General features: G+C 36.8%; 27 protein-coding genes and 1 pseudogene. 13 read left to right on the top strand and 15 right to left on the bottom strand.

What is annotated here, in order from left to right:
• Positions 1 to 54: 54 nt before the first annotated feature.
• The 4 genes from mvk to fni are packed head-to-tail and all read left to right on the top strand — an operon-like array spanning position 55 to position 4307.
• Positions 55 to 1047, top strand: a complete 993-nt coding sequence (mvk, locus tag HW423_RS08210; protein ID WP_235956416.1) for a mevalonate kinase — start codon at positions 55 to 57, stop codon at positions 1045 to 1047.
• A gap of 13 nt (positions 1048 to 1060) precedes the next feature.
• Positions 1061 to 2053, top strand: coding sequence for a diphosphomevalonate decarboxylase (gene mvaD, locus HW423_RS08205; RefSeq protein WP_235956415.1), 993 nt, complete (start codon positions 1061 to 1063; stop codon positions 2051 to 2053).
• 11 nt (positions 2054 to 2064) lie between these two features.
• Entirely contained in the window at positions 2065 to 3219 is a 1155-nt protein-coding gene (locus HW423_RS08200; protein WP_218931449.1) for a phosphomevalonate kinase, read from the top strand.
• Positions 3220 to 3233: 14 nt separating this feature from the next.
• Positions 3234 to 4307 (top strand): type 2 isopentenyl-diphosphate Delta-isomerase, encoded by a 1074-nt coding sequence (gene fni, locus HW423_RS08195; RefSeq protein ID WP_218931448.1) that lies wholly within the window; start codon positions 3234 to 3236, stop codon positions 4305 to 4307.
• A gap of 48 nt (positions 4308 to 4355) precedes the next feature.
• Here the strand turns inward: fni and HW423_RS08190 are convergent, their stop codons facing one another.
• Both HW423_RS08190 and rpiA read right to left on the bottom strand, forming a co-directional pair.
• Complete coding sequence (locus HW423_RS08190) at positions 4356 to 5660, bottom strand: pyrimidine-nucleoside phosphorylase (protein ID WP_218931447.1); 1305 nt, start codon at positions 5658 to 5660, stop codon at positions 4356 to 4358.
• Positions 5661 to 5681: 21 nt separating this feature from the next.
• Positions 5682 to 6368, bottom strand: a complete 687-nt coding sequence (gene rpiA / locus HW423_RS08185; protein WP_218931446.1) for a ribose-5-phosphate isomerase RpiA — start codon at positions 6366 to 6368, stop codon at positions 5682 to 5684.
• A gap of 175 nt (positions 6369 to 6543) precedes the next feature.
• Here rpiA and HW423_RS08180 point away from each other — a divergent pair, with 175 nt between their 5' ends.
• The gene (locus HW423_RS08180) at positions 6544 to 7188 is read left to right on the top strand and encodes a CpXC domain-containing protein (protein WP_218931445.1); all 645 of its coding nucleotides are present in this window, start codon (positions 6544 to 6546) and stop codon (positions 7186 to 7188) included.
• 59 nt (positions 7189 to 7247) lie between these two features.
• Here the strand turns inward: HW423_RS08180 and HW423_RS08175 are convergent, their stop codons facing one another.
• The 11 genes from HW423_RS08175 to tsaE form a co-directional block, all read right to left on the bottom strand.
• The gene (locus tag HW423_RS08175; protein WP_235956413.1) at positions 7248 to 8204 is read right to left on the bottom strand and encodes a glycosyltransferase family 2 protein; all 957 of its coding nucleotides are present in this window, start codon (positions 8202 to 8204) and stop codon (positions 7248 to 7250) included.
• Positions 8194 to 8655, bottom strand: coding sequence for a GtrA family protein (locus HW423_RS08170; RefSeq protein WP_218931443.1), 462 nt, complete (start codon positions 8653 to 8655; stop codon positions 8194 to 8196). Before HW423_RS08170 ends, HW423_RS08175 begins: the two co-directional genes overlap by 11 nt.
• A gap of 302 nt (positions 8656 to 8957) precedes the next feature.
• Positions 8958 to 9320, bottom strand: a complete 363-nt coding sequence (locus HW423_RS08165; RefSeq protein WP_218931442.1) for a hypothetical protein — start codon at positions 9318 to 9320, stop codon at positions 8958 to 8960.
• 195 nt (positions 9321 to 9515) lie between these two features.
• Positions 9516 to 10592, bottom strand: coding sequence for an ABC transporter substrate-binding protein (locus HW423_RS08160; protein WP_218931441.1), 1077 nt, complete (start codon positions 10590 to 10592; stop codon positions 9516 to 9518).
• Positions 10589 to 11416 carry an ABC transporter permease gene (locus HW423_RS08155; protein ID WP_218931440.1) on the bottom strand — a complete coding sequence of 276 codons (828 nt, stop codon included), beginning with the start codon at positions 11414 to 11416 and terminating at the stop codon, positions 10589 to 10591. Before HW423_RS08155 ends, HW423_RS08160 begins: the two co-directional genes overlap by 4 nt.
• Positions 11409 to 12227, bottom strand: a complete 819-nt coding sequence (locus HW423_RS08150) for an ABC transporter permease (RefSeq protein ID WP_218931439.1) — start codon at positions 12225 to 12227, stop codon at positions 11409 to 11411. Before HW423_RS08150 ends, HW423_RS08155 begins: the two co-directional genes overlap by 8 nt.
• 9 nt (positions 12228 to 12236) lie before the next feature.
• Positions 12237 to 13328 (bottom strand): ABC transporter ATP-binding protein, encoded by a 1092-nt coding sequence (locus HW423_RS08145; RefSeq protein ID WP_218931438.1) that lies wholly within the window; start codon positions 13326 to 13328, stop codon positions 12237 to 12239.
• Between the two features lie 276 nt (positions 13329 to 13604).
• Positions 13605 to 14816: an acetyl-CoA C-acetyltransferase gene (locus HW423_RS08140; protein WP_218931437.1), complete on the bottom strand. Its 1212-nt coding sequence runs from the start codon at positions 14814 to 14816 to the stop codon at positions 13605 to 13607.
• Positions 14817 to 14918: 102 nt separating this feature from the next.
• Positions 14919 to 15824 (bottom strand): UDP-N-acetylmuramate dehydrogenase, encoded by a 906-nt coding sequence (murB, locus tag HW423_RS08135; protein ID WP_218931436.1) that lies wholly within the window; start codon positions 15822 to 15824, stop codon positions 14919 to 14921.
• A 93-nt stretch (positions 15825 to 15917) separates the two neighbouring features.
• Positions 15918 to 16469 carry a GNAT family N-acetyltransferase gene (locus tag HW423_RS08130; protein ID WP_218931435.1) on the bottom strand — a complete coding sequence of 184 codons (552 nt, stop codon included), beginning with the start codon at positions 16467 to 16469 and terminating at the stop codon, positions 15918 to 15920.
• 4 nt (positions 16470 to 16473) lie between these two features.
• A complete protein-coding gene (gene tsaE, locus HW423_RS08125) occupies positions 16474 to 16956 on the bottom strand; it encodes a tRNA (adenosine(37)-N6)-threonylcarbamoyltransferase complex ATPase subunit type 1 TsaE (RefSeq protein WP_218931434.1) in 483 nt (160 codons plus the stop codon).
• A gap of 154 nt (positions 16957 to 17110) precedes the next feature.
• Here tsaE and HW423_RS08120 point away from each other — a divergent pair, with 154 nt between their 5' ends.
• Positions 17111 to 17731 (top strand): DUF4430 domain-containing protein, encoded by a 621-nt coding sequence (locus HW423_RS08120; protein WP_218931433.1) that lies wholly within the window; start codon positions 17111 to 17113, stop codon positions 17729 to 17731.
• A gap of 57 nt (positions 17732 to 17788) precedes the next feature.
• Here the strand turns inward: HW423_RS08120 and zwf are convergent, their stop codons facing one another.
• Entirely contained in the window at positions 17789 to 19255 is a 1467-nt protein-coding gene (zwf, locus tag HW423_RS08115; protein ID WP_218931432.1) for a glucose-6-phosphate dehydrogenase, read from the bottom strand.
• Between the two features lie 322 nt (positions 19256 to 19577).
• Here zwf and merR point away from each other — a divergent pair, with 322 nt between their 5' ends.
• The 7 genes and pseudogenes from merR to HW423_RS08085 all read left to right on the top strand — a co-directional run bounded on the left by merR (position 19578) and on the right by HW423_RS08085 (position 24081).
• A complete protein-coding gene (merR, locus tag HW423_RS08110; protein WP_218931431.1) occupies positions 19578 to 19979 on the top strand; it encodes an Hg(II)-responsive transcriptional regulator in 402 nt (133 codons plus the stop codon).
• A 13-nt stretch (positions 19980 to 19992) separates the two neighbouring features.
• On the top strand, positions 19993 to 20214 hold the full coding sequence (merF, locus tag HW423_RS08105; protein WP_039671352.1) for a mercury resistance system transport protein MerF: 222 nt from the start codon (positions 19993 to 19995) through the stop codon (positions 20212 to 20214).
• A 3-nt stretch (positions 20215 to 20217) separates the two neighbouring features.
• Positions 20218 to 20517 (top strand): mercuric transporter MerT family protein, encoded by a 300-nt coding sequence (locus HW423_RS11320; protein ID WP_252100557.1) that lies wholly within the window; start codon positions 20218 to 20220, stop codon positions 20515 to 20517.
• A 3-nt stretch (positions 20518 to 20520) separates the two neighbouring features.
• Positions 20521 to 20676: a hypothetical protein gene (locus tag HW423_RS08100; RefSeq protein WP_218931430.1), complete on the top strand. Its 156-nt coding sequence runs from the start codon at positions 20521 to 20523 to the stop codon at positions 20674 to 20676.
• A gap of 15 nt (positions 20677 to 20691) precedes the next feature.
• Positions 20692 to 20844: pseudogene (locus tag HW423_RS11435) on the top strand (heavy-metal-associated domain-containing protein); the annotation flags it as partial.
• A 32-nt stretch (positions 20845 to 20876) separates the two neighbouring features.
• Entirely contained in the window at positions 20877 to 22517 is a 1641-nt protein-coding gene (gene merA / locus HW423_RS08090; RefSeq protein WP_218931429.1) for a mercury(II) reductase, read from the top strand.
• A 241-nt stretch (positions 22518 to 22758) separates the two neighbouring features.
• Positions 22759 to 24081 carry an ISL3 family transposase gene (locus HW423_RS08085; RefSeq protein WP_218931428.1) on the top strand — a complete coding sequence of 441 codons (1323 nt, stop codon included), beginning with the start codon at positions 22759 to 22761 and terminating at the stop codon, positions 24079 to 24081.
• A gap of 446 nt (positions 24082 to 24527) precedes the next feature.
• Here HW423_RS08085 and pta read toward each other — a convergent pair whose 3' ends face one another.
• On the bottom strand, positions 24528 to 25508 hold the full coding sequence (gene pta, locus HW423_RS08080; RefSeq protein WP_218931427.1) for a phosphate acetyltransferase: 981 nt from the start codon (positions 25506 to 25508) through the stop codon (positions 24528 to 24530).
• Positions 25509 to 25540 lie beyond the last annotated feature (32 nt).

Here is a 25540-nt window from a genome sequence, read left to right as displayed (position 1 = left end):
TGTGATATAATAATAAAATTTTATATAAATAAAACAAGTGATGGGAGGTAGAAAATGGACATATCAAAGCGACATAATTATCAATCTAAATTAATGACTTCCAAAGCGCAACAACTAATCGGTATAGGTAAGGCTCATGGTAAGATTATATTGATGGGTGAACATGCGGTTGTCTACGACTACCCTGCGATCGCATTGCCCTTTAATTCGGCAAATGTGACTGTAACGATCACTCCTTCTCATTCAAATCATACATACATTCATAGTTCATATTACGAGGGCATGATAGAAGGTGCGCCGGAATCTTTAGATAACCTTAAACAAGCGATTGAAGTGACTTTAAGCAGTTTTAAATTAAAGAATACGCCCATGAATATTACCATCGATAGTTCGATTCCTTCAGGGCGTGGTATGGGGTCGTCCGCGGCTGTAAGTGTGGCACTTGTTCGTGCTTTATGTGATTTCTACAAGCAAGAAATATCTGATTATCAGCTGAACTTTATTGTGAACCAAGCTGAGGTCATCGCCCATGAATCAACAAGTGGCTTAGATACTCTTTTAGCGAGTACAAATTCACCGGTTATTTACCGTAAAAGTCAAACAGCAAAAACGATCCAAATTAATCTAGATGCTTACTTGGTTGTAGCTGACAGTGATATGCCAGGTCAGACGAAAACTGCCGTTAGTAAGGTGAGGCAATTAAAAGAATCGAAACCAGATTTTATTAGAACTGTGATGAGAGCCATCGGTGGCTTTGTCCAACAATCTGTTGAAGCGATTCAAGCGAAGGATATTAATGAGTTAGGTCGCTTGTTGACATATAACCATTATTATCTAAATCAATTAGAAATTTCAAATGCCCATATCGACCGTATTGTTAATGCAGCTTGGATAGCTGGTGCTCTAGGTGCTAAACTTACAGGTGGGGGTTTAGGTGGGTGTGTGATCGCCCTAGCTCAAACTAAAGTCGAAGCAGATTTAATTCAACAAGCGATGATGGATGCGGGCGCAACAAAAACTTGGTCATTAGATTTAAAAACTATATAAAGTGAGGTTTATAATGCAACATAAACAAATGGATACAACAACGTATCGTGCTTATACTAACATTGCTTTAATTAAGTATTGGGGAAAACGAAACAAAGAGTTATTCCTTCCCGTGACAAGCAGTCTTTCTTTGACGCTTAATGAGTTTTATACAGAAACAACTTTAGAATGGAATACTCAATCCAATGAGGATACCTTTACCTTAGATGGTCAAATACTAGACATTAACGCGATCGAGAAAGTATCGCGTTTTATTAATATGTTCAGAGATTTATCCGGTATACATCGTCCAGTACACGTGAAGAGTACCAATCATGTTCCAACGGCTGCCGGTCTTGCCTCTTCGGCATCGGCTTTTGCAGCTTTAGCGAGTGCATGTAATGATTTATTTGGAACAAATCTATCGAATAAAGAACTTTCTACTTATGCTCGTCGTGGCTCTGGAAGTGCTACTCGCAGTCTATTCGGTGGCTTTACAGTTTGGCATAAAGGTATTGGTGACGAATCAGATTCAAGTTATGCTGAGATGATTGATGAGGCTGATTGGGATATTGGCATGCTTGTTGTGATGATTAATAAAGAACAAAAGAAAATTAGTAGCCGTGTAGGGATGGAACATACTATCAAAACTTCACCTTTCTACAAACTTTGGCCAGAAACTGTGGCTGAAGATTTGGAAGCCATCATTCCTGCTATCGAGAATAGAGATTTTCCAACAATCGGACAAATCGCTGAACATAATGCGATGAAGATGCATGCGACCATTATTGCTGCTGATCCAAGTATGACTTATTGGGAACCAGAATCTTTAACTGCGATGAACATCGTTAGAGACCTTCGTGAAGCTGGCATTCCATGTTACTTTACAATGGATGCTGGACCAAACGTGAAAGTTCTTTGCCGTTTAAGCCAGGCCGAAGAAATTAAGAAAGCCTTTGAAAAGCATTTTTCAAGTGATCGTCTAGTTATATCTGGACCTGGAAAAGGACCGCATAAGATTAGTTAGGAGTGTAGATATTGTCAACACAAACATCGATACAGGATCTTTTCAATCGAACGTCCTTCAATGAATCTAGTACCGTTAAAGTACCAGGGAAATTATTTATAACGGGTGAATATGCGATTTTATTCCCGAAACAACCGGCTATTATTATAGCGGTCGATCAATTCTTAACTGCTCGAGTTACTGCGAGTGAGCATACTGAAGGTGGAGTAATAACGACTAATTTGTCTGAATTAGGTCCTTTGAATTATGATCGAAAAGATAATCATTTCCAAGTTGCACCAAATACTGCAACTGGTTGGCACTATTGTATTAATGCGATTCGTGTCACTGAATCACTTTTACGAAGCTTAAATGTCTCTATTTTAAATTATGATATTCAATTTAATTCAGACTTAATTAATAAAGATGGGTTAAAATTCGGTTTAGGCTCAAGTGGTGCAATTGTCGTAGCGACGATTAAAGGGATATTAGCTTATCATGGAGTACAAGCATTAGACCATGTGACTATCTTTAAACTGGCTGCGATTGCGTTGGCTTTATCGAAATCAAATGGGAGTTTGGCTGATATCGCGACAATTACGACTGGTGGCTGGGTTTATTATCAATCTTTTGACCGTGAGTGGCTGAAAGAGATGGTTCACGCAAACACTCCGGTGGCTTCCTTGCTGTTAATGGATTGGCCAGACCTTGTTATTGAGTCCTTAAGTGTTCCGGCTGAACTAACTTTATTGATTGGTTGGACGCAATCCCCTGCTTCTACTGAAAACTTAGTTGGGCAATTACTTGATCGATTAAATCAAGCTGATGACCAATTCAAAGCATTCTTAAAGAATGCAAAGATATCGGTTGAACGCATGCGAATCGGCTTTCAAGAAAAGAACTTAACTGCCATTCAAGATGAGATTCAAGTATATCGTCAATTACTCTTGGAATTGAGTCATACATATCACCTAAACATCGAAACGAATGAACTGACTCAATTTATTGAAACTGCACTTCCTCATTCATTCATTGCTAAGTCCTCTGGGGCTGGTGGTGGCGATTGTGGCATTGCTATTGGCCATAAAGATATCAAGACAGAGACTTTAATTAAAGATTGGGAATCGGAAGATATTGTAGCTTTACCACTGCAAGTAACTCCCCCCTTCTCCACGGAAACAACATAGTATCGGAGGCAATTATGACAAAAGAAAATCAACCTTCACTTGCTCAACAACGAAAAGATGATCATGTGAACTTGGCATTAGAACAACAAAGTAAATTACAAACATCTGCGTTTGATGATATTCGCTTTATGCATCATTCATTCAGCGAGGTGAAATTTGACCAAATAGATACATCAACTCAATGGGCAAATACAACACACCGTTTTCCTTTCTATATCAATGGAATGACCGGTGGTTCAACCTATACGAAACAATTTAATGATTCACTATCAACACTTGCACATGTGACAGGCTTAGCGATGGCATCAGGTTCTGTCAGCGTCGCTTTGAAAGAACCTGAAGTCAGAGATTCTTTTACGATTATTCGAAAAAATAATCCGAATGGTTTTGTTATGGCAAACTTAGGTGCACATCATGACTTAGAAAACGCTAAACGCGCGGTTGACTTATTAGAAGCTAACGCCTTACAAATCCATCTGAATACACCCCAAGAAGTTGTCATGCCTGAAGGTGATCGCTATTTCTCAACCTGGAAAGAGAATATTCAACAAATTGTTGAAGGCTTAGATGTTCCTGTGATTGTTAAAGAAGTTGGTTTTGGAATGAGTAAAGAAACCATGGAAGAATTAATTTCACTAGGTGTTAAAAACATCGATGTCAGTGGACGTGGGGGCACAAACTTCGTTAATATCGAAAATGACCGCCGGGATACGATTGATTTCAGCCTACTAGGCGAATGGGGACAAACAACCCCTGAATCTTTATTGGAATCACTTTCCTTACAAAAAGAAGTGAATATTCTTGCCAGTGGTGGAGTTAGAAGCTTTTATGATATCGTAAAAGCACTTGCGCTTGGTGCCAAAGCAACTGGCCTATCTGGTAAATTACTTCAGACAGTCCACTTAGAAGGTGTCGATGCCGCTACAAAAATCGTTCTGGATTGGGAGAAAGCAATCAAACATATGCTTCTATTACTCAACTGTCATAACATCCAAGAACTACAAGAAACTCAATTACTACTACGTGGTCCACTACGTGAATATGCTGAATTACGTGAGATAGATTATAAATACCTCGCAAGACGTTAAAAAAATCCCATTGCCTCTTCATTGAGACAATGGGATTTTTAGTATTTTCTATGCATGGTTAATTGTATCAACAATTAATTGAATTGGTTCACTATGGTCACTAATCTTAAAGGCTTTTGTTAATTTGTCTTCAACTTCAGAAATATCTTCTGTATTCGAGTGAATAACAACAATCGGATCGCCTTTTTTAACTGAATCTCCAACTTTCGCTTTAAGAACAACACCAACCGCTGGATCGATATCATCTGTAAACTTCTCGCGCCCTGCGCCAAGCAAACTACAAGCCACTCCCACTTCATGTGCAGTCCAATCACTAATAACTCCATCACGGTCCGCTTTAATTTCAGTTAGATATTTTGCTTGTGGCAATAAGCTTGGATCATCAACAACCGCTGGGTTTCCACCTTGATGTTCAATAAACTGACGGAGTGTTTCTAACGCCTCTCCATTGTCGATTTTTTCTTGTAGTAAGGCTTTACCTTCTTCTAACGTTTCGACTTTATTCGCAGCCATTAACATTTGGCTACCTAATACTAGACATAACTCAGTTAAGTCGCTTGGTCCCTCGCCTTTTAATGTATCAATCGCTTCTTTAATTTCTAAAGCATTCCCAACAGCAAAGCCAAGGGGCTGACTCATATCAGAGATAACTGCTAACGTCTTACGGTTCACTTGTTCACCAATTTGAACCATTGTTTTAGCTAATTGTCGCGCATCATCAACGGTCTTCATAAACGCACCGTCTCCTACTTTAACATCCAGTACAATTGCATCGGCACCTGAGGCAATTTTCTTACTCATAATGGAACTCGCAATTAATGGAATCGATTGAACAGTACTTGTCACATCACGTAATGAGTACATTTTCTTATCTGCGGGGGCTAAGTTTCCAGTTTGACCAACAACTGCCACTTTATTCTTGTTCACTAGTTCGATAAATTTCTCAATTGGTACTTCAATCTTAAAGCCTTCAATGGCTTCAAATTTATCTAAGGTTCCACCGGTATGACCTAGACCCCGTCCACTCATCTTAGCAACAGGAACGCCGGCACTCGCAACTAAGGGTGCAAGTACAATTGTTGTAGTATCTCCAACTCCACCAGTTGAATGTTTGTCTACTTTAACACCATCAATCCCGGATAAATCAATTTGGTCTCCACTTTCAACCATAGCCATTGTTAAATGACTGGCTTCTTTTTCGTTCATTCCTTGGAAGTAGACAGCCATCATCCAAGCAGTCATCTGATAATCTGGAATAGATTCATTTGTAAATCCTTCTACCATAAAGTGAATTTCCGCTTTCGTTAACTCTTCACCCATTTGTTTTTTCTCAATGATATCGACAACTCTCATAACTTGCCTCCAATTCTTAGATTATTTGCTTCTTGTAATTTCTTGTACATTTCCTTCAGCATCACTTGATAATATGACATCAGGATAATTTAAAAATAAACCATGTTCGACAACCCCAACCATATTACTTAGCTCAAATGCTAATTGATGAGGATTTTGAATCACATCTAAATTTAAATCAATAATATAATTACCAGAATCTGTAATAAATAATGTATCTTGACCTGATTTTCTAAATGTAGGATTCATGCCAGACTGATCGAAGGTACGGAATAACTTCCAACTACCAAATTGAACAATTTCGACCGGTAGTGGGAATTTACCTAAAGTGTCAACTAATTTATCTTCCGTCACAATCCAAATAATACGTCGACTGTTTTGGGCAACAATTTTCTCATGGAGTAATGCGCCCCCACCACCTTTAATACCGTTAAAATCACGAGTCGTCTCATCAGCACCATCAACAAGCAAATCAATAAAGTTCACATCATCAAGCGAACGACTCTCAATGCCTAATGATTCCATTTGTGTTAATGTCTGACGTGACGTCGCAACTCCAACAATGTGTTTCAATTCGCCAGCTTGTATTCTTTTTCCAACTTCATCTATAAAGAAATATGCAGTTGACCCTGTACCAAAGCCAACTACCATCCCATCTTCCACATAATCTGCTGCTTTTCGTCCAACAGCTTCTTTACCTAAAGACATTTGTCATCCACCTTATCTTTTCTCCTATTTGAGCTCCTATTCACTTTGGTAGCCCTATCAATTAAATTATAGCATACTCATAATTACTTGTTGCCTTTGATATCGTATAAATTATCTATTTTTGTTATAATGAATGTATTGACAATATCAATAGAACAGCTTCTAGGAGGATTCAATGAAACAAGTAGTTAAAATTAAATGCCCAGTGTGTGAAACACCCGCTTCACAAGAAGTAGAAACACGTGTAAACTCAAAATTACAGCCGAACTTGAAAAAAGACTTATTAAATGGCCAACTACAATATTTTGAATGTGGTAATTGTGGTACACGCAGACAAATCGAAACAGAATTCTTATATCATGATCCAATAAAAAAATTTATGGTCTTTTTAGTACCAAACTTAAAAAATAAACAAAATCAATTGAGTACACTTTTAGAAAATGTGACTCGCGACGAGAAAGTGGACTTATCTGATTACGAATTGCGTATTGTGACACACCATGCTGATTTAATAGAAAAAATTCAATTATTTGATCATCACTATAATGACCGTGAAGTTGAAATTGTTAAATTGTTGACTGATGGGTTATTTGCGAAAGAAAAACCGAATGAAGATGTTAAATCGCGCTTCTTTTATATGAAAGATGGCATACCAAAAATTATGTATATTACGGCTAATGAACAACTTTTAGTTGATTTTAGTGATAATTTACTTAAATTCGCCAAAGATAAATATATGAAGATAGTGAATACAACAGAAACTGGCCAATTCCATTTAATCAATGCGGAATGGGCGGCACATGCTTTAAGTAGTAACTAATTAAATAAAACCATCTAAATCTCTTTACAAATTGCGTTTGAGATTTAGACGGTTTTTTATTATTGTTCAATTTCTTTGCGTGTATGAGCTTCTTTTACAATATAGAGTGGGCGACGCTTAGTTTCATTAAATATTTTAGCGACGTACTTACCAACAATACCTAAACAGAATAATTGCAGACCACCCATACCAACGATGAGTACCGCTAGACTAGGCCAACCTGGTGTTGTTGCTCCGAGAAGAACTGTCTTAACGATAATATAGATTCCATAAATACTTGAAAGGATAAAGATAATTAAACCTAGCATACTTGCAAATGTTAAAGGCGCATCTGAGAAACTGATGATGCCATCGAAAGCATATCGAATGAGTTGGGTAAAAGACCAAGATGAATCGCCGGCGCTTCGCTCAACATTATAGTAATCTAAATACTTCACTTTATAACCGACCCAACTAAAGATTCCTTTAGAGAATCGATTTCTCTCAGGCAAGCTTAAAACAGCATCAACAACTTCACGTGTCATTAAACGATAGTCTCGAACTCCTTCTTCTAATTTGACATCAGAGATGACATTGTTCAACTTATAGTATAAATTGGCGAAGAACGATCTCACTGGTGGCTCGCCTTCACGGTTCACCCGCTTTGTTCCAACCACATCATAGTCTTCTTCTGTAATTAATCGGTGCATTTCAACGAGCATCTCAGGGGGGTCTTGTAAGTCCGCATCCATTAAAGAAATCCACTCGCCTTGAGCATACTCAAGCCCTGCCATAATTCCCGCTTCTTTACCAAAGTTTCTTGAGAAAGAAATATAACTAACTCTTTCTGGATATTTTGCAGCTAATTGCTTAATAACTGCTAGTGTATTGTCACGAGATCCATCATTTACAAATAATGTCTCAATAAAAACAGATGGCAATTTCTTTTGAGTTTCTAAAATCGTATCCATAAAAATTTCCAGCGTATCCTCTTCATTATAAGAAGGAACGACAATTGTCATAATATTACTTGTCAAAATGATTTGCCTCCTTAACAGCAACTTTTTCGGTATGTACCGAATTGATTGGTTCATCTTCACTCGAATCATCTAGTAGAATTTTCCGCGATACAAAGTTAAATATCATCACAAAACCAGTGACGAAAATCTTACTTATCATGACTGCCACACCAAACCATTCTACAAATACGAACATCAAAATCTGTGTCAAGATAAGTCCGACGATACTCAGTGATAAGAAGATTGTAAATTCTTTATAGCGTAGGTCTTTTCCAAACTTACTAACAAAAATAAATCGCATACTTGCCCAATAATTAAATACGGTGGCAATAATGAACGCGATGGCTGTGCCGATTAAGTAATTCATGCCTAGTACTTCATAGCTAATATATAGCACAATAAAATCAATCAGTGTTGAGATCCCACCGACAACAGCAAAGTTAAAAAACTGTTGTATCAAACGTTTCATTCATTATCCTTCTTTCTATACTTTATTAAATCATTCATAGATTGAGAGACAAAAAATGATTCTCTTTCTATTTATGCTTACAATCAAACTATTTTATATGTGTGTTTCATTATACACACTGATTATGTTCAAAATTACTACCCTTAATAGTAACGGATTTTGAATCAATATAAAAGCATAACATACCTTTCATTCTTTTATTCTCACGTTAAAAAAATGAGGTCTGCTTCCAAACCCCATTCTACACTTTGATTGTTATATATTTATGAATATTTATAGATTTTCATTATTTTTAACGAATGCTATAAACCCGTCACCTCAATAGTGCACAGTGAATCAACGTCAGGCAACTCCTCATTATTGATTTCAAAAGCAATAATCCACTCACCCTCAGGAATTAACCCTGCCTTTGCGTCATTGCTTGTGTAGAGGTCCTGCTCGTGAATTTTAATGACACGCCTCTCGTGTATTTGAGTTGTTTCTGCTCTCAAATTATAATTGCTATCATACACTAGAATTAAGTTAATGTAATCATAGGCCATCTGGAATGACAACATAAGCCCATCCTGATTTTCCGGTACGACAAATCGTTCAATAATAAAGGATGAAGCTTTGGCGAATTTTTTCTGTGATATGTCAATAATTAGCTTGTCCAATAGCACCATTATCCATCCTCCTCTTTTGTTACTACTATCATACCAAGCTAATATAAATTTAATGAAAGTTTCTTGTAAATTTTATGTAAAGATTCTTCTTAAAGATTACAAATATATTAAACAACAACAAAAGAGGATTGAATAAATGGAAAAGTCTAATAACTCACCATCTATCAATCCTCTGATTTTTTATTGGAAAACCGTTTAGTCTCTTGGTTCGATCTTCACTTCTAAGAATAAATCATTATATTCAATTAATTTCTCTTGCCCTAATCCACGATATACTTCCAATTTATCTAAAGCATCTTCACTTGGATAAAAGGCTTCATCGGAAATGACTTCTGGATCCATTAAAGCCATCGCCGCTTCATTCGGTGTTGAATAACCGACGTAATCAGCATTTTTCGCTGCTACTTCAGGTCGAAGTAAGAAATCAATTAAAGCATGTGCCCCTTCAACGTTTTGTGCATTATGAGGAATCACAATATTATCAAACCAAAGGTTTGATCCTTCTTCTGGTAAGACATATGCAAGTTCTGGATTCTCCCATATTGCCATGGACGCTTCCCCGGAGAACGTCACCCCAATCATCGCTTCTTCGTTACCAAGATGCATCTTCATCTCATCTGCAACAAGAGCTAATATATTTGGCATCAAAGTTTTCATCTTGTTCGTTGCTTCTCTTAATCTTGTACTATCTGTTTCATTTAATGAATATCCAAGTGATTGTAAACCAACGCCTAAGACTTCTCTCGCTCCATCGTATATCATAATATTATTACGGAATTTCGGATTCCACAAATCATTCCATTGTTGAACTTCACTTTCATCAACATAATTTGTATTGTAGATAATACCTAATGTTCCCCAGAAATATGGAATAGAAAAACGATTATTCGAATCAAACTCTAAATCTAAGAATCGCGGATTAATGTTCTCTAAGTTAGGTAACAATGAATGATCAATCTCTTGTAACAAATCTGCTTCAATCATTTGTTCAATCATATACTCACTAGGAACTGCTACATCATAACGTGTCCCGCCTTGTTCAATCTTCGTCATCATCGCTTCATTCGAATCAAAGGTTTCATAGATAACTGAATACCCTGTCTCTTCCTCAAACTGAGTCAGTAATTCTGGATCAATGTAATCTCCCCAGTTATAAAAGACAATCGTATTACCTTCTGTCAGTCCTAAACTACTTTCTAACTGGTGTCTAAAACCAAATAACACAGCAACAATTAGTAAAATCCCTAATAACATGGTCATTAATTGTTTCATCGCAGACCACCTACTTTCTTATTAGCTTGTTTACGAATACGTCTTTGATCGCTCGTTTGGATTTGATAATAACCAAAGACTAAAGCTAAAGCGAGTACAAACATTAATGTACTTAAAGCATTAATTTCTAAACTAATACCTGTTCGCGCTCTTGAATACACTTCAATCGAGACAGTACTAAAGCCATTCCCAGTAACGAAGAATGTTACCGCAAAGTCATCGAGTGAATAGGTAAAAGCCATAAAGAAACCAGATACAATACCACGAACAATACTTGGTATAACGACACGCGATAATATTTGCCAATGTGTCGCCCCTAAATCTTGGGCAGCAGTAATCATGTTCGGATTCATCTCATATAAACGAGGTAAAATCATTAGCACAACAATTGGAATACTAAAAGCTACGTGAGCCAAAAGGACACTCCAAAAACCTAAACGAAGTGGCAATATACTAGAGAATAATATTAAAAAACTTGCCCCCATCATAACATCTGGTGTGACCATCAAGACATTATTCGTATTCAATAAAAATTGCCGCTGACTATTCAAGCGCGAATAATAAATGGCAATCGCCCCAAAAGTCCCAATAGCTGTCGCAATTGTCGCTGACAGTAAGGCAATGATAAATGTATTCATGATAAATGATAATAACCGCTGGTCAGCAAATAAAGTCTGATAATGCTCTAAAGTAAAGCCTGTAAACTCAGACATATTCCCAGAACTATTGAATGAATAGGCAATTAAATATCCAATGGGCAAATACAAAATAATGAATACTGCGATAATGTATAAGTTTGACCACTTAAATTTTCCTTTAGTCATTACTTGCACCTCCTTGATCGTTACGACTACGAGTAAGGAACATAACTAATACCATTGATACCATTAATACGACACCAATCGTGGCACCCATTCCCCAGTTTTGAGTCACTAAGAAATGTTGTTCTACTGCTGTTCCTAAGGTAATGACTCGGTTCCCACCGATTAAACGCGTTAACATGAATAAAGATAAAGAAGGGATGAATACTGCTTGAACACCACTTCTCACTCCACGCATCGATAATGGCATCACTACTCGTCTGACTGTCACCCATTCACTTGACCCTAAGTCTGTACTTGCTTCAATCAATGAATGTGGTATCTCATCAATCGAATTAAAGATTGGCAACAACATAAACGGCAATTCAATATAGGCTGCCACTAATAAAAAGGCAATATTCGTAAATAATAACTGTTGTGATTCAAAACCTAAATTCGTTAAAAATGAATTGATTGGTCCTGTTTGACTTAATATTCCAATAAATGCATAGATTTTAAGCAGTAAATTTATCCATGTAGGTAAGATAATCAACAATAGCCACAAATCTTTTCGCTTGGTCTTTGTTAAAAAATACGCCATTGGATACGCAATAACCAGTGTGACCAATGTGACTAAAAAAGCATATAAAAATGAGCTAGCCGTCATAACCAAATAATTTCGATTCGTAAAATAATGAATATAATTATCAAAAGTAAACTCACCGGCGATATTTAAGAATGACCGATACAATAATAAAAGAATCGGTGCAATGACAAACAATATAATCCATAAGTAATACGGTATGGCTAATAAATGATGTTTTTTCGTATTCATTGCCCACCTCTAGTCTTCATACTGTTCTAAACGGGCATCGAAATCTTCTTCAGATTCGTTGAAACGCATCACGTGAATATCGCTTGGACCGAATCGCAATCCGATTCGAGAACCAGTTTCAACTTTTTTAGTTGTATGGATCATCCATTCATTATTATCTTCGTCGTAAGCAATGACTTCGTTAAAGACACCACGGAATAATTGCGTATCTACTTTAGCTATCAATTGACCTGCTTCAGGTGACGTAATTTCAACGTCTTCGGGACGAATAACTACTTCTACCGCTTCACCACTTAGTATCCCACCATCTTCACAATCAAACGTATGGCCGACAAATTCAACCCGATAATCTTCGATCATCTTCGCATCAACAATATTACTCTCACCAATAAAGTCTGCAACATAGCGGTTGATCGGCTCATCATAAATATCGACGGGCGTTCCTGATTGAACAATTTCACCGTTATTTAAGACATAAATCCAATCTGACATAGCTAAAGCTTCTTCTTGATCATGAGTAACAAAGACAAAAGTAATTCCTAAACGTCTTTGTAATTCACGCAATTCATATTGCATGTCTGTTCGAAGTTTTAAATCTAGCGCAGACAAAGGCTCATCTAATAAAAGAACATCCGGTTCATTGATTAATGCTCTCGCAATCGCTACACGTTGCTTTTGTCCACCTGACAACGCATCAATGTAACGCTCTTCAAACCCTTCTAAGCGCACTAAACGTAACATTTCTGAAACTTTCTCCTTAATCGTCGCTTTATCGACTCCTTTGACAGATAAGCCAAAAGCGATGTTATCAAAGATATTCATATGCGGGAAAAGTGCATAATCTTGAAAAACAGTGTTAACCTTCCGCTGATTTGCTGCCACTCTCGTAACTTCAGTACCATCGATTAAGACTTGGCCTGATGATGCTTTTGTAAAACCAGCAATAATACGTAGAATCGTTGTTTTACCACATCCTGACGGACCTAATAAAGTATAAAATTTACCTTTCTCTAATTCCATATCAATGGATTTTAACACTTGTGTATTGTCGAACGATTTTGTTACACCATGCAACTCCACACTATAATTTTGTTTTACCATATGCACATTCTCCTCTGCATAAATTTTGTCATTATTGACTCCTTTGAAACCGATTTGAAAGAAAATTAGTCTTTCGAGATGAAATTATAGCACACGGTGTTTAAGTAAGACACAATTATTTTTCCGAATATTCCACTTTTTTTAATTTGCTATAAAGCTTGATATATTAGCGTTTATTATCATTTACAAAAAAACTCAACAACTCTAGGTAAATGTTTACTAGAATTGTTGAGTTTCTCAGATGTTGTATATAATATGGTCCATTTTTTGGTCTGTTTACACATTCTTAACTGCCATACTAATTCCCATGCCGCCACCGATACATAAAGATGCCAGTCCATATTCGGAATCATTGCGTTTCATTTCGTGAATCAAGGTGGCACTTATTCGAGCCCCTGAAGCTCCAATCGGATGTCCAATGGCAATCGCACCACCATTCGGATTTACTTTAGCCGCGAGCGCTTCATAAGTTAAGCTCGTATCTTTAGTCAATTCTCTCATGACACCGATCGATTGCGATGCAAAAGCTTCATTCAATTCAATAACATCAAATTGTTCTAAGCTTAAACCAGTTTTCTTCATGACGCTATTAATTGCTTTGACTGGTCCAATTCCCATAATTTTTGGATCAACCCCACTTTGGCCAAAGCCTAACACTTCAACTAATGGTTCTAAGTTGTGTTCTTTAACGAATGCATCTGAGACAACAAAAGCAAAAGCTGCCCCGTCATTGATTCCTGATGCGTTCCCTGCAGTGACTGAACCTTCATTATCAAAAGCCGGACGCAAGTTATTTAACTTTTCTAAATTTGTTGAATCATTGATGTATTCATCTTCTTCAAATACGACCGCTTGACGACGTTGTTGAACTGTTATTGGTACAATTTCATCTTTGAATTTCCCCTCTTTTTGTGCGAGTCTTGCTTTCTCTTGCGTATTCATGGCAAATTCATCTTGTTCTTCACGAGTGATTTTAAATTTACTTGCAATATTCTCAGCTGTTATTCCCATATGAATTCCTGAAAAGGCATCTGTTAACCCATCTGTTAACATTGTATCTTCTAAAGAAAATGCGCCCATTTTATTTCCTTTTCGAATGTTGCCTGTCGTTACGAATTTAGCTTGGCTCATCGACTCCACTCCACCGGCAATAATACAATCCGCATCACCTAGTTTGACATGGTTATATGCTTCATTAATGGCTTTTAGACCACTCCCACACAACATATTTACCCCATAAGCAGGAACATTGATAGAAATGCCTGCGTTAACAGAAACTTGTCGCGCAATATTTTGGCCATGACCTGCACTTAAGACATTCCCGATAATCACTTCATCCACATTGTCTTTAACCATCGTGTATTCTTCTAACATCTTTTCTAATAATTTTGACCCACTCTCAGCGGGTGATAAATCAGATAAACTCCCTAGAAAACTTCCTACTGCGGTTCTTTTAATTGATAATATATATACTTTTCTCTCTTGCATAACGATTAACCCCCATCTATCTTTTTATATTATTTACAAAAAACCAACCTAAGCAATTCTTTTACAGAATGTGTTAGGTTGGTTTTAATATATCTCATTCAATTATTCTGCTTCCCGTCCAATAATTCGAACTTCGGTTTCAAGTCTAACTGAATTTAAATTCCAGATTGTTTCTTGGATGTATTCAATCATCTCAACATAATCTGTTGCTGTGGCTCCACCTACGTTAATGATGAATCCAGCATGCTTACGAGATATCTCAGCACCACCAATTCGATGTCCTTGTAAACCAGCATCTTGAATTAACTTTCCTGTATAGTAACCTACGGGACGTTTAAATACACTCCCACATGATGGGTACTCTAAAGGTTGCTTCGATTCACGTAATTCAGTTAAATGATCCATTTTTCCTTTGATAGCCTCTTGATCTCCGGGTTGAAGTTCAAAGGATACGCCTAAGATAATGTTATCATTCTCTTGAAAAATACTATGACGATAGGCAAATTCTGCATCTTCATTCGTATAAGTTAAAAATTGTCCTTCGCGATTGATTGCCTCAATCTTTACATTAATATCCGTTATCTCACCTTCGTAAGCACCCGCGTTCATAAATACCGCGCCACCAACACTACCTGGAATTCCACAAGCGAATTCTAAGCCAGTTAATGAATGGCGATAGGCCTCACGACTTACTTCAATAATACCTGCGCCACTCTCTGCATAAATATAATGACCATCGACTGAGATTGCATTCATATCTGTTAAAATCATGACAATACCGCGTATGCCGCCGTCTTTAACGATTAAATTACTGAGGTTACCTAGAATTGTTAACGGGGCATCAAATTCCTTTGCCCAATCAATAATTTGTTTCACTTCATCTTTTGATTTCGGAAATGCAATAACATCCGCTTCGCCGCCAGTTTTAGTATAACTGTAATCTGACAGTGCGTGGTTAAATTTTATATTTAACTTAGGGTGAGCTTCTTTTAATAGCTTATAGTCCATAACTCGACCTTTCTTTCATAATCAATACTTATCTATTCTAAGTAATTATATTAAAAAAGTAAAGTAAATCTATGATGAGAAATTATTTGAATATTAATCAATCAACCGTTCCATGACATAAGTATCATAATAGTGAAAATCATTTCTTAAACGTTTCGATAGTGTTCCAACTATTTCAAAACCATATTTCTCATACAATTTGATTGCTCGGATATTTTTTGTTACAACTTCCAAGGTTAGCACTTTAATTTCTGCGTAGTTTGCAAATTGAATCATTTCTTCAGTGAGAATTGAGCCTATGCCGTAGCCCCAATATTCTTTAATAATACTGACACCCACTTCAGCCACATGGCTTTGACGATTATTATCAATGACGGCAACTGTTGCCATACCAACTATTTGATCATCTGATTCTGCTACTAACATAATGTTATTATCTGATTCATTGTATCTCGTAATTAATTCTATTTGCTGATCCACAGTCATATTCGCTCCTTCAGGACCAACTGACAAATACGGGGTATCTTTCCCTACATGTCTTAATAAGCCTAGTATTGCCTTTGCATCGATTGGCTCTGCTACTCTAATGATTGTTTCGATTGGCTCGTCCTCTGCTTCATGTACGTGTTTGTTGTAATTACTCACACAATCACAATCCTTTCCAGTTCTGAGTCCATTCTTTCCTTAATTGGTCGTAGTCATCACTTTGACCTACTGTTCGTACTTGAATTTTACGTTCATCATTGTCAACTGCCTCTAATTCAATTTCCAAATAAGTTTCTGGCATATAATCAATGACAAATTCTGCCCACTCTATTAATGTAATCGTATCATCGTCTATAAAACTTTCCAAGTCAATCGATTCAGCTCCACCATCTTCGAGGCGATAGGCATCAATATGATTAAAAAGCTTCCCTTGTTCACCGAGTGGATACTGCTTCACTATAGTATACGTTGGACTTTTCACCGCTCTTTTAATTCCTAGAGCTTTCGCAAACCCTTGAGAAAATGTGGTTTTACCACTTCCTAGATCCCCCCTCAAGCTAATGACTTTACCAGGTTCGATTAATTGCGCTAATTCTGCTGCAATTTGTTTCGTTTCCTCAGCAGACTGTGTAATTTTGTATGACATTATATATAATCTCCTTGTACTTCTTAAAACATTCATGCTTTATTCTTAATAAGCCAATTATAAACAAAGTATGTCGAAACTGCGAATCATTTGACTTTATGCCGTTTTACTGATAATTTATACCTATAACATATTAACGTAAGGAGGCAGTTTTATGAAAAAATTTATCAAATTAATTACCCTACCGACTTTAGCATTGCTACTAGTAGCTTGTCAAAGTTCGACTGAAGAACAGCCAGCAGAGAGTGCTCCAGCTGAGTCAACTGAACAAGTATCAACAGAATCTACTGAATCAACTGAAAGTACTTCTGGAGACGCAGAAAGTGAAGCAACTGAGGAATCAGGCGAAGAACAAGGTTCTGAAGAATCAGACGCAGCATCATCTGACAATGGTGAAGGTACAACTGAAGAAGGTGAATCTGAAACTGAAGATACAGAAGAAGCTAGTGAAACAGCAGCGACATTCGCATTCTATGTATCAGGTGAAGAAGCGCCAATCGCTGAATTCTCAGTTGAAGATGCTGAAGGTCTTAGCGTTTTAGAAGCCCTAGAATCAAACGAAGAATTAACATTTAACTTCAACGAAACTGAAGGTGTTGTTGATTCAATTGAAGGCTACGAAAATGACTATGCTGTAGGTAATACATGGACTTACGTATACAATGGTGAATACGCACAACTAGGTGTTGTTTCTCAGACACTAGAAGCAGGAGATGAAATTGATTGGTACTACGGTACAATCGATGAAATCCCAATAAACGTAGTTCCTGAATAAGCAAAACTTTACAATTTAAAAGAGCGTCTGACTTAAATCAGACGCTCTTTTTGTATACTATTCTTTTATATTTACGCGTTTAATCCACTCGTGATTATTTCTCGTCAATAATCGATCCGCGCTACTTGGTCCAAAGGACGTCGCTTGATAATTTGGAAACGCAGGATCTGACATATCATTCCATGCCACTTTAATCGCATCAGTAATGCGCCACTGTTCTTGCACTTCTTCCCAAGAACTAAACAACGTATTATCCCCTTCTAATGCATCATGTAATAAATTTTCATAAGGCGTTGGAACGTACTCTTTCCCGAATGTATTTTGGTCTGGACCAATAAATGTCGTGATTGGTTCCATATTTGCTTCAATATCTTTCTGGTTTAAAACCATTGCCAAACCTTTACCAGGTTCAATATAAAAAGTGAGCCTACTTGGTGTATCGTTAGAATCACCATTTCTCTCTTTCAATATTATATCAACCGAAGAAAATTGTTCAACTAATGCTTTTCCTGTACGAACGTAAATAGGAACACCTTCCCAACGCTCATTATCGACAGATAATTGAATCGCAATGTATGTTTCCGTACTACTATCTTCCGCAACATCTGGTTCATCGCGGTAATGGTTATACTCCCCTTCAGCATCTGCTGAGTATTGACCTCTAACAACAAACTCTTTCACTTCTTCTTTCGAATATGTTGGTATTTGACTTAAGGCTACGTGCTTCTCACTATGTATCGCATCTTTTTCTAACTCCTTAGGCAAATCCATAATAATAAATGAAAGTATTTGCAGTATATGATTTTGAAACATATCTAACAATGCCCCATTCTCATCATAAAATGCACCACGGTCCCCTACTTTTAGACGTTCAGGCAAGTTAATTTGAATGTTCTCGATAAATTTTTTATTCCAAATACCTTCAATAAAGGGGTTGTAGAATCGAGTTGCCAATATATTTTGGACAAAATCCATCCCTGGAAAATGATCAATTAAAAATATCTCTTCATCATTAAATGATTTTTTTAATATTTGATAATATTCTTTTGCTGATTCTAAACTATAGCCAAATGGCTTCTCAACAATAACCCGATGTTCCCCAGTTAAACTAGTAATACCTGACTCTTTTAAATTTACTGTTGTCTCATCGTAAATACTTGGAGCGATTGAATAGTAATATAAAAATCGATCGGATGTATGATGTGTCGTTGAAACTTCTTTTATTTTCGTCATGAGTTTTTCAAAATCTTGTACTTTTGTATTATCAGCTGGCTGGTAATAAATGTGCTCTAGAAATGATTCTTCAAATTCAGTAAAATTACTCCCTGCCTCAACTGCTTTCCTCACTTGTTCTTTAAATTCATTTTCAGTGACTTGAGTGCGGGCCGCTCCGATAATCGCAAATTCCTCCGTTAACTGACCACGTTGATATAGTTGGTGAAAAGCTGGGTACAATTGTCGCTCAGCTAAGTCACCTGTTGCGCCAAACAAGACAATTAGCCCACCTACTTCAAATTTAGACATAGTATCTCCTCCATTTATATATTCTGTTTAATGCATGCCTCTATTAAATTCTATAACAAAATATTCATCTTTCACAATAATACAACTTAGAGTACCTATACTTAAATCGGGTCTTCGGAATATATAGTGGAATTACTTTTTTAATAGTTTAAAAACAACTGGTGTTTAAATCGGATTTTCTAGTGGGATGTTAGGACAATCAATAGTATTATAAAAGTATCAATCACATACGAGTGATACGTTGGGAAAAAAATAAAATAGTCCAATTTACTTGACCGTGTACTATGGTACACGGTTTATAATATTCATGGGGTGAAATAAGATGATTTACCGCATTAGTGAGTTTGCAGAAAAATGTGGCGTTAATAAAGAAACGATTAGATATTACGAGCGAAAAAATTTACTACAAGAACCTCACCGAACGGAAGCTGGTTATCGGATATATTCATATGATGACGTTAAGCGTGTTGGGTTTATTAAACGAATACAGGAACTTGGATTTTCTTTAAACGAGATTTATAAATTACTTGGTGTTGTAGATAAAGATGAAGTTCGTTGTCAAGATATGTTCGAATTTGTTTCTAAAAAACAAATGGAAGTTCAAAAACAAATAGAGGATTTAAAACGAATTGAAACTATGTTAGACGACTTAAAACAACGATGTCCAGATGAAAAAAGTTTATATGCTTGTCCGATAATTGAAACCCTAATTGAGGAAGAATGAAAGGAATTTTGAAATGAAACATAAAAAGACCTTTATTGCAGGGCTTATAGGTACATTTTTGGTTTTGTTAGGTTGTGCTACACCTATTTTAGTTATTTTATTAGGTACGCTTGGATTAGGTGCAATAACAGGCTATTTAGATTTTGTTCTGATTCCTGTTTTAGCTGTTTTTCTTGGTTTAACTTTTTATGCTTATTCTAAATATGAAAAATCACATAAAAATAAGAAGATGTAAAAAATGAAAGAAAGAGTTGTTGCAATTGCTTCGATGTTTTCAGCTTTTTTAGCAAGTCTTTGTTGAATTGGCTTAGCGATCTTAATACCACTTGGTCTAAGTGGTTTAGCTGGAACACTTGCCGTTACGTTTGCGCCATATCGAATTTGGTTTATTGTTATCACTGTTGTTATGCTTTCTTTTGCTCATTTACTTGTATGGAAACAAAAAAATAGTTCAAAGAAAACGAAGAAGTTGTTATGGGTTAGTACAATCGTTTCTGGGGTAATGCTTATCTATACATTGTTCAGTCAGGGGATATAAGGCATGATGAAATATTTAATATATCTATTCATTATATTTGGATTGGTTGTTGTCCTTTCTGGGTGTAGTCAAAAAGCAGTTGAAGAAGGTTCAAAAACAAGTGAGGTTCCATCAGAAAACTTAGAATCTGTTTCGTTTAAAATAGATGGTTTTACTTGAGTATCTTGCGCTTTTACGGTGAGTTCCGCCGTTTCTAATTTAGAGGGTATTCAAGATATAGAAGTTGAAGGATCAGGAGAAACCCAACTTACATTTGATAAATCGAAAACTAGTTTAGAAGAAATTGAAGAAATAATTACTGATTTAGGGTATAAAATAAGGAAATAGGAAAATTTAAGATAAAACAGGAGGTTGAGGTAATGAATAAATTTAAGATAAATATTCAAGGAATGACTTGTACAGGTTGTGAAGAACATGTAGCCGTAGCACTTGAAAATGTGGGAGCTAAGAACATTGAAGCTAGTTTTCGTCGTGGTGAAGCAGTATTTGAATTACCCGATGATATTGGGGTGGAAAGTGCAAAAAAGGCAATTGTTGAAGCAGAATACCAGCCTGGAGAAATAGAAGAAGTACAATCTGAAGAAAAAATAGTTTTAGGTGATGAGGGAGACTATGACTTACTTATCATTGGTTCTGGCGGGGCTGCTTTTTCGGCTGCGATTAAATCGGTTGAATATGGGGCAAAAGTAGCTATGATTGAGCGTGGAACCGTTGGGGGAACATGTGTAAATATTGGTTGTGTGCCATCAAAAACACTTCTTAGAGCTGGGGAAATCAATCATTTGGCAAAAGTCAACCCATTTATAGGTTTACAAACATCTGCTGGAAAAGTGGAATTAGCTCCTTTAGTAAAGCATAAAGATGAGTTAGTAAGCGAACTTCAGAATCAAAAATATGTCAATTTAATTGATGAATATGGCTTTGAGTTAATTGAAGGTGAAGCAATATTTGTTGATGAAAATACAGTTGAAGTTAACGGGAAGAAACTTTCTGCAAAGCGTTTCTTAATTGCAACGGGCGTTTCTCCTTCCTTACCGCCGATTTCAGGACTTGAAAAAGTGGATTATCTAACAAGTACAACATTACTTGAATTAAAAACGGTACCAAAACGATTAACGGTTATTGGTTCAGGATATATCGGAATGGAACTTGGGCAATTGTTTCATAATTTAGGTTCAGAAGTCACGCTTATGCAAAGAAGTGAGCGACTTTTAAAAGAATATGATCAAGAAATTTCAGAAGCCGTAGAAAAAGCGTTAATTGAACAAGGTATTAACCTTGTAAAAGGGGCAACTTTTGAGCGTGTAGAACAAGAGGGGCAAATCAAAAAGGTTCATGTAACAGTAGATGGTAAGAAAAAAGTGGTGGAATCAGAGCAGTTACTTGTTGCAACAGGAAGAAAACCAAATACAGATGCTTTGAAATTAAGTGCCGCAGGGGTTGAAGTTGGAAAACGAAAAGAAATCCTGATAAATGACTACGCTAGGACAAGTAATGAAAAGATTTATGCTGCAGGCGATGTAACATTAGGACCTCAATTCGTTTATGTAGCAGCCTATGAAGGTGGAATTGTTGCCGATAATGCGATTGGCGGATTAAATAAAAAATTAGATTTATCCGTTGTTCCTGGCGTAATTTTTACAAATCCTTCGATTGCAACGGTTGGTTTAACAGAAGAACAAGCAAAAGAAAAAGGCTATGAAGTAAAAAAATCTGTATTGCCTTTAGATGCAGTTCCAAGAGCAATAGTAAATCGTGAAACAACAGGCGTTTTTAAGCTTGTTGCCGATGCAAAAACTTCAAAATTACTAGGGGTTCATATCGTATCTGAAAATGCAGGAGATGTGATATATGCGGCGACATTAGCCGTTAAGTTTGGATTAACAGTCGAGGATTTAAAAGACAGCCTTGCACCATATTTAACAATGGCAGAAGGATTAAAATTAGCTGCACTTACATTTGATAAAGATGTATCAAAATTATCTTGTTGTGCAGTCTAAGGGAACTTTTTTTACAATTCCCTATTCAAGTGAACCAGCTAATACTGTACTAAAGTGTGCAGTAGTTTAGCAAAGTCTACAAAAGGATTTCATACACTATTTTGCGATCACCCATTATATAAATGCTTTAAGGGATTTTCTAAGTGCATTTGTGGTCACAAAAATAATTTAACACTGATGATTTCGACATCAAATCTATATTTGATACCTTAACACCGCAGAGTAATAAAGGATGAACAATATGTCAGACTTATTATCCCTACCAGACATTAAAACAATAGAATCACCACAAGAAAATGAAACCGATATGATGTTTAAAGTTGAAGCAGTCGGACCACCTGAACGTTGTCCTGAATGTGGTTTTGACAAGTTGTACAAACACAGTTCAAGAAATCAACTAATTATGGATTTGCCCATTCGTTTAAAGCGAGTGGGCTTACAATTGAACCGTAGACGATACAAGTGTCGTGAATGCGGATCTACCTTCTGGGAACGCCTAGTATCTGTAGATGAAAAGCGTAGTATGACCAAAAGGCTTTTAAAGTCTATTCAAGAGCAATCCATGTCTAAGACCTTTGTAGAAGTCGCAGAAAGCGTTGGCGTTGACGAGAAAACTATTAGGAATGTTTTTAAGGACTATGTGGCACTCAAAGAACGTGAATACCAGTTTGAAACTCCTAAGTGGCTTGGGATAGACGAGATACATATTATCCGAAGACCTCGGCTTGTATTGACTAATATTGAACGCAGGACTATTTATGACATCAAGCCTAACCGTAACAAGGAAACAGTCATCCAACGTCTTTCAGAAATTAGTGACAGGACTTATATTGAGTACGTCACAATGGATATGTGGAAGCCCTACAAAGACGCAGTGAACACTATCCTTCCACACGCTAAAGTGGTCGTAGATAAGTTTCATGTAGTTAGAATGGCTAATCAAGCCTTAGATAACGTCAGAAAGTCTTTGAAAGCTCATATGAGCCAAAAAGAAAGACGTACCCTTATGCGTGAAAGGTTTATCCTTCTAAAGCGTAAACACGATCTAAATGAACGTGAATCATTCCTCTTAGAGACTTGGTTAGGTAATCTTCCTGCCTTAAAAGAAGCCTATGAACTCAAAGAAGAGTTTTACTGGATATGGGATACTCCTGATTCAGATGAAGGTCGTCTTCGTTATAGTCAATGGAGACACCGTTGTATGTCCAGTAACTCTAAAGATGCATATAAAGACCTCGTGAGAGCCGTAGACAACTGGCATGTCGAAATATTCAACTACTTTGATAAAAGGCTCACTAACGCTTATACGGAGTCAATTAACAGCATTATTAGGCAGGTAGAGCGAATGGGTAGAGGTTACTCGTTTGATGCCTTACGAGCCAAAATCCTTTTCTATGAGAAGCTCCATAAAAAGCGTAAGCCACGATTTAATTCAAGTGCTTTCAATAAAGCTATGTTACACGATAATTTCAATTGGTATGAAGTGAATGATCATAACATTACAGACAACTTTGGTGTCGATTTTTCCACACTTATTAAGAATTTGGAGAAGGGTGATTTATAAGCCCTTTTCCACCATAAAATCCGAATACCCCTTAAATCACTGACCGTAGTAGGAATAACACGAACGACAAGGAATTATAAAAAATCTAAGTTCGGCACCATAACCACATAAATATAGAAAACTCTGTTTAATACACAGCTATCGTTGCTTATTGAAGGGAGAATGGTGAGGTACCGTAGTACCAGGACGATTGGGCATACATGAAGCCGTAGGAGCGGTAGCGACGTAAGGATTTAGTAGCACAACGAGACGGAAGCTCAATCAGCTAGCAACGCTAGATGATTAGCTGAAGCCGTTCCACTAGGGTCATCGAGTCGCTCTCCCTGAAATAAGCTCTACTCTTCTTTCAATTTGCAATACTCTCCTTCCACACAACAAAAAGAGCTAGAAATACTACCTTTGGTAGTATTTCTAGCTCTCGCTTATTTATGAGTGAAAAGACTCAATTACATGATTGCTTGGTTAGCAGTTATAATTGAAACTTTATAAACATCTTCTTCGACACATCCACGAGATAAATCAGAAACAGGTTTGTTTAAACCTTGTAAGATTGGACCAACTGCTTGGTAGTTACCTAAACGTTGAGCCATCTTGTAACCAATGTTACCTGATTGGATTTCTGGGAATACGAATACGTTCACTTTACCAGCAACTTCTGATTCAGGTGCTTTTTTGTCAGCAACTGACTCAACGTAAGCTGCGTCAAATTGTAATTCTCCATCGATAGCTAAGTCAGTAGCCAATTCTTTCGCGATACGAGTAGCTTCAGCGACTTTGTCAACTTCTGGTGAAGCTGCAGAACCTTTAGTTGAGAAACTTAATAAACCAACTTTAGGATCAATATCGAACATTTTAGCTGTTTGTGCACTTTCTACAGCAATTTCAGCTAATGATTGTGCATCTGGGTTAATGTTAATCGCACAGTCAGCAAAGATTAAACGTTCACCGTCATTGTTAGGTGGAACCATAACAAACGCACCACTTGTTAATTTAACTCCTGGGCGAGTTTTGATGATTTGTAGTGCTGGACGAACAGTATCACCTGTTGAGTATTGAGCTCCACACACTAATCCATCTGCTAAGTCCATGTAAACTAACATTGTTCCGAAGTAAGCATTGTCACGTAACATTTCACGTGCTTGCTCTTCAGTGTTTTTACCTTTACGACGTTCTACGAAAGATGCGATCATTGCATCGAATTCGTCATAGTTGTTAGGGTCGATGATTGTTAAATCACCAATGTTCCAGTTACGTTCTGTAGCAATTGCTTCAACTTCAGCAGGATTTCCTAATAAAATTGGTTCTACTAATTTATCTGAATGTAGACGAACAGCTGCTCCTAAAACGCGTGGATCAGTAGCTTCAGGGTAAACAATTTTAACATTTTTTCCTTCGATCTTCTGTGATAACGATTTAAACATATCCATTCTAGATATTCCTCCCATAATTTAACTTTATA

This window comes from Ruoffia halotolerans, assembly GCF_014049385.1.
GTDB lineage: Bacteria > Bacillota > Bacilli > Lactobacillales > Aerococcaceae > Ruoffia > Ruoffia halotolerans.
The sequence above is the reverse complement of the archived record's forward strand: the minus strand, read 5'-3'. Positions and strand labels throughout refer to the sequence as shown.

Bases quoted from the DNA above. Each gene is read 5' to 3' on its own strand.
- mvk (WP_235956416.1), top strand. From the start codon at position 55: ATGGACATATCAAAGCGACATAATTATCAATCTAAATTAATGACTTCC.
- mvaD (WP_235956415.1), top strand. From the start codon at position 1,061: ATGCAACATAAACAAATGGATACAACAACGTATCGTGCTTATACTAAC.
- fni (WP_218931448.1), top strand. From the start codon at position 3,234: ATGACAAAAGAAAATCAACCTTCACTTGCTCAACAACGAAAAGATGAT.
- HW423_RS08190 (WP_218931447.1), bottom strand. From the start codon at position 5,660: ATGAGAGTTGTCGATATCATTGAGAAAAAACAAATGGGTGAAGAGTTA.
- rpiA (WP_218931446.1), bottom strand. From the start codon at position 6,368: ATGTCTTTAGGTAAAGAAGCTGTTGGACGAAAAGCAGCAGATTATGTG.
- HW423_RS08180 (WP_218931445.1), top strand. From the start codon at position 6,544: ATGAAACAAGTAGTTAAAATTAAATGCCCAGTGTGTGAAACACCCGCT.
- HW423_RS08170 (WP_218931443.1), bottom strand. From the start codon at position 8,655: ATGAAACGTTTGATACAACAGTTTTTTAACTTTGCTGTTGTCGGTGGG.
- HW423_RS08165 (WP_218931442.1), bottom strand. From the start codon at position 9,320: ATGGTGCTATTGGACAAGCTAATTATTGACATATCACAGAAAAAATTC.
- HW423_RS08160 (WP_218931441.1), bottom strand. From the start codon at position 10,592: ATGAAACAATTAATGACCATGTTATTAGGGATTTTACTAATTGTTGCT.
- HW423_RS08155 (WP_218931440.1), bottom strand. From the start codon at position 11,416: ATGACTAAAGGAAAATTTAAGTGGTCAAACTTATACATTATCGCAGTA.
- HW423_RS08150 (WP_218931439.1), bottom strand. From the start codon at position 12,227: ATGAATACGAAAAAACATCATTTATTAGCCATACCGTATTACTTATGG.
- HW423_RS08145 (WP_218931438.1), bottom strand. From the start codon at position 13,328: ATGGTAAAACAAAATTATAGTGTGGAGTTGCATGGTGTAACAAAATCG.
- HW423_RS08140 (WP_218931437.1), bottom strand. From the start codon at position 14,816: ATGCAAGAGAGAAAAGTATATATATTATCAATTAAAAGAACCGCAGTA.
- murB (WP_218931436.1), bottom strand. From the start codon at position 15,824: ATGGACTATAAGCTATTAAAAGAAGCTCACCCTAAGTTAAATATAAAA.
- tsaE (WP_218931434.1), bottom strand. From the start codon at position 16,956: ATGTCATACAAAATTACACAGTCTGCTGAGGAAACGAAACAAATTGCA.
- HW423_RS08120 (WP_218931433.1), top strand. From the start codon at position 17,111: ATGAAAAAATTTATCAAATTAATTACCCTACCGACTTTAGCATTGCTA.
- zwf (WP_218931432.1), bottom strand. From the start codon at position 19,255: ATGTCTAAATTTGAAGTAGGTGGGCTAATTGTCTTGTTTGGCGCAACA.
- merR (WP_218931431.1), top strand. From the start codon at position 19,578: ATGATTTACCGCATTAGTGAGTTTGCAGAAAAATGTGGCGTTAATAAA.
- merF (WP_039671352.1), top strand. From the start codon at position 19,993: ATGAAACATAAAAAGACCTTTATTGCAGGGCTTATAGGTACATTTTTG.
- HW423_RS08100 (WP_218931430.1), top strand. From the start codon at position 20,521: ATGATGAAATATTTAATATATCTATTCATTATATTTGGATTGGTTGTT.
- merA (WP_218931429.1), top strand. From the start codon at position 20,877: ATGAATAAATTTAAGATAAATATTCAAGGAATGACTTGTACAGGTTGT.
- HW423_RS08085 (WP_218931428.1), top strand. From the start codon at position 22,759: ATGTCAGACTTATTATCCCTACCAGACATTAAAACAATAGAATCACCA.
- pta (WP_218931427.1), bottom strand. From the start codon at position 25,508: ATGGATATGTTTAAATCGTTATCACAGAAGATCGAAGGAAAAAATGTT.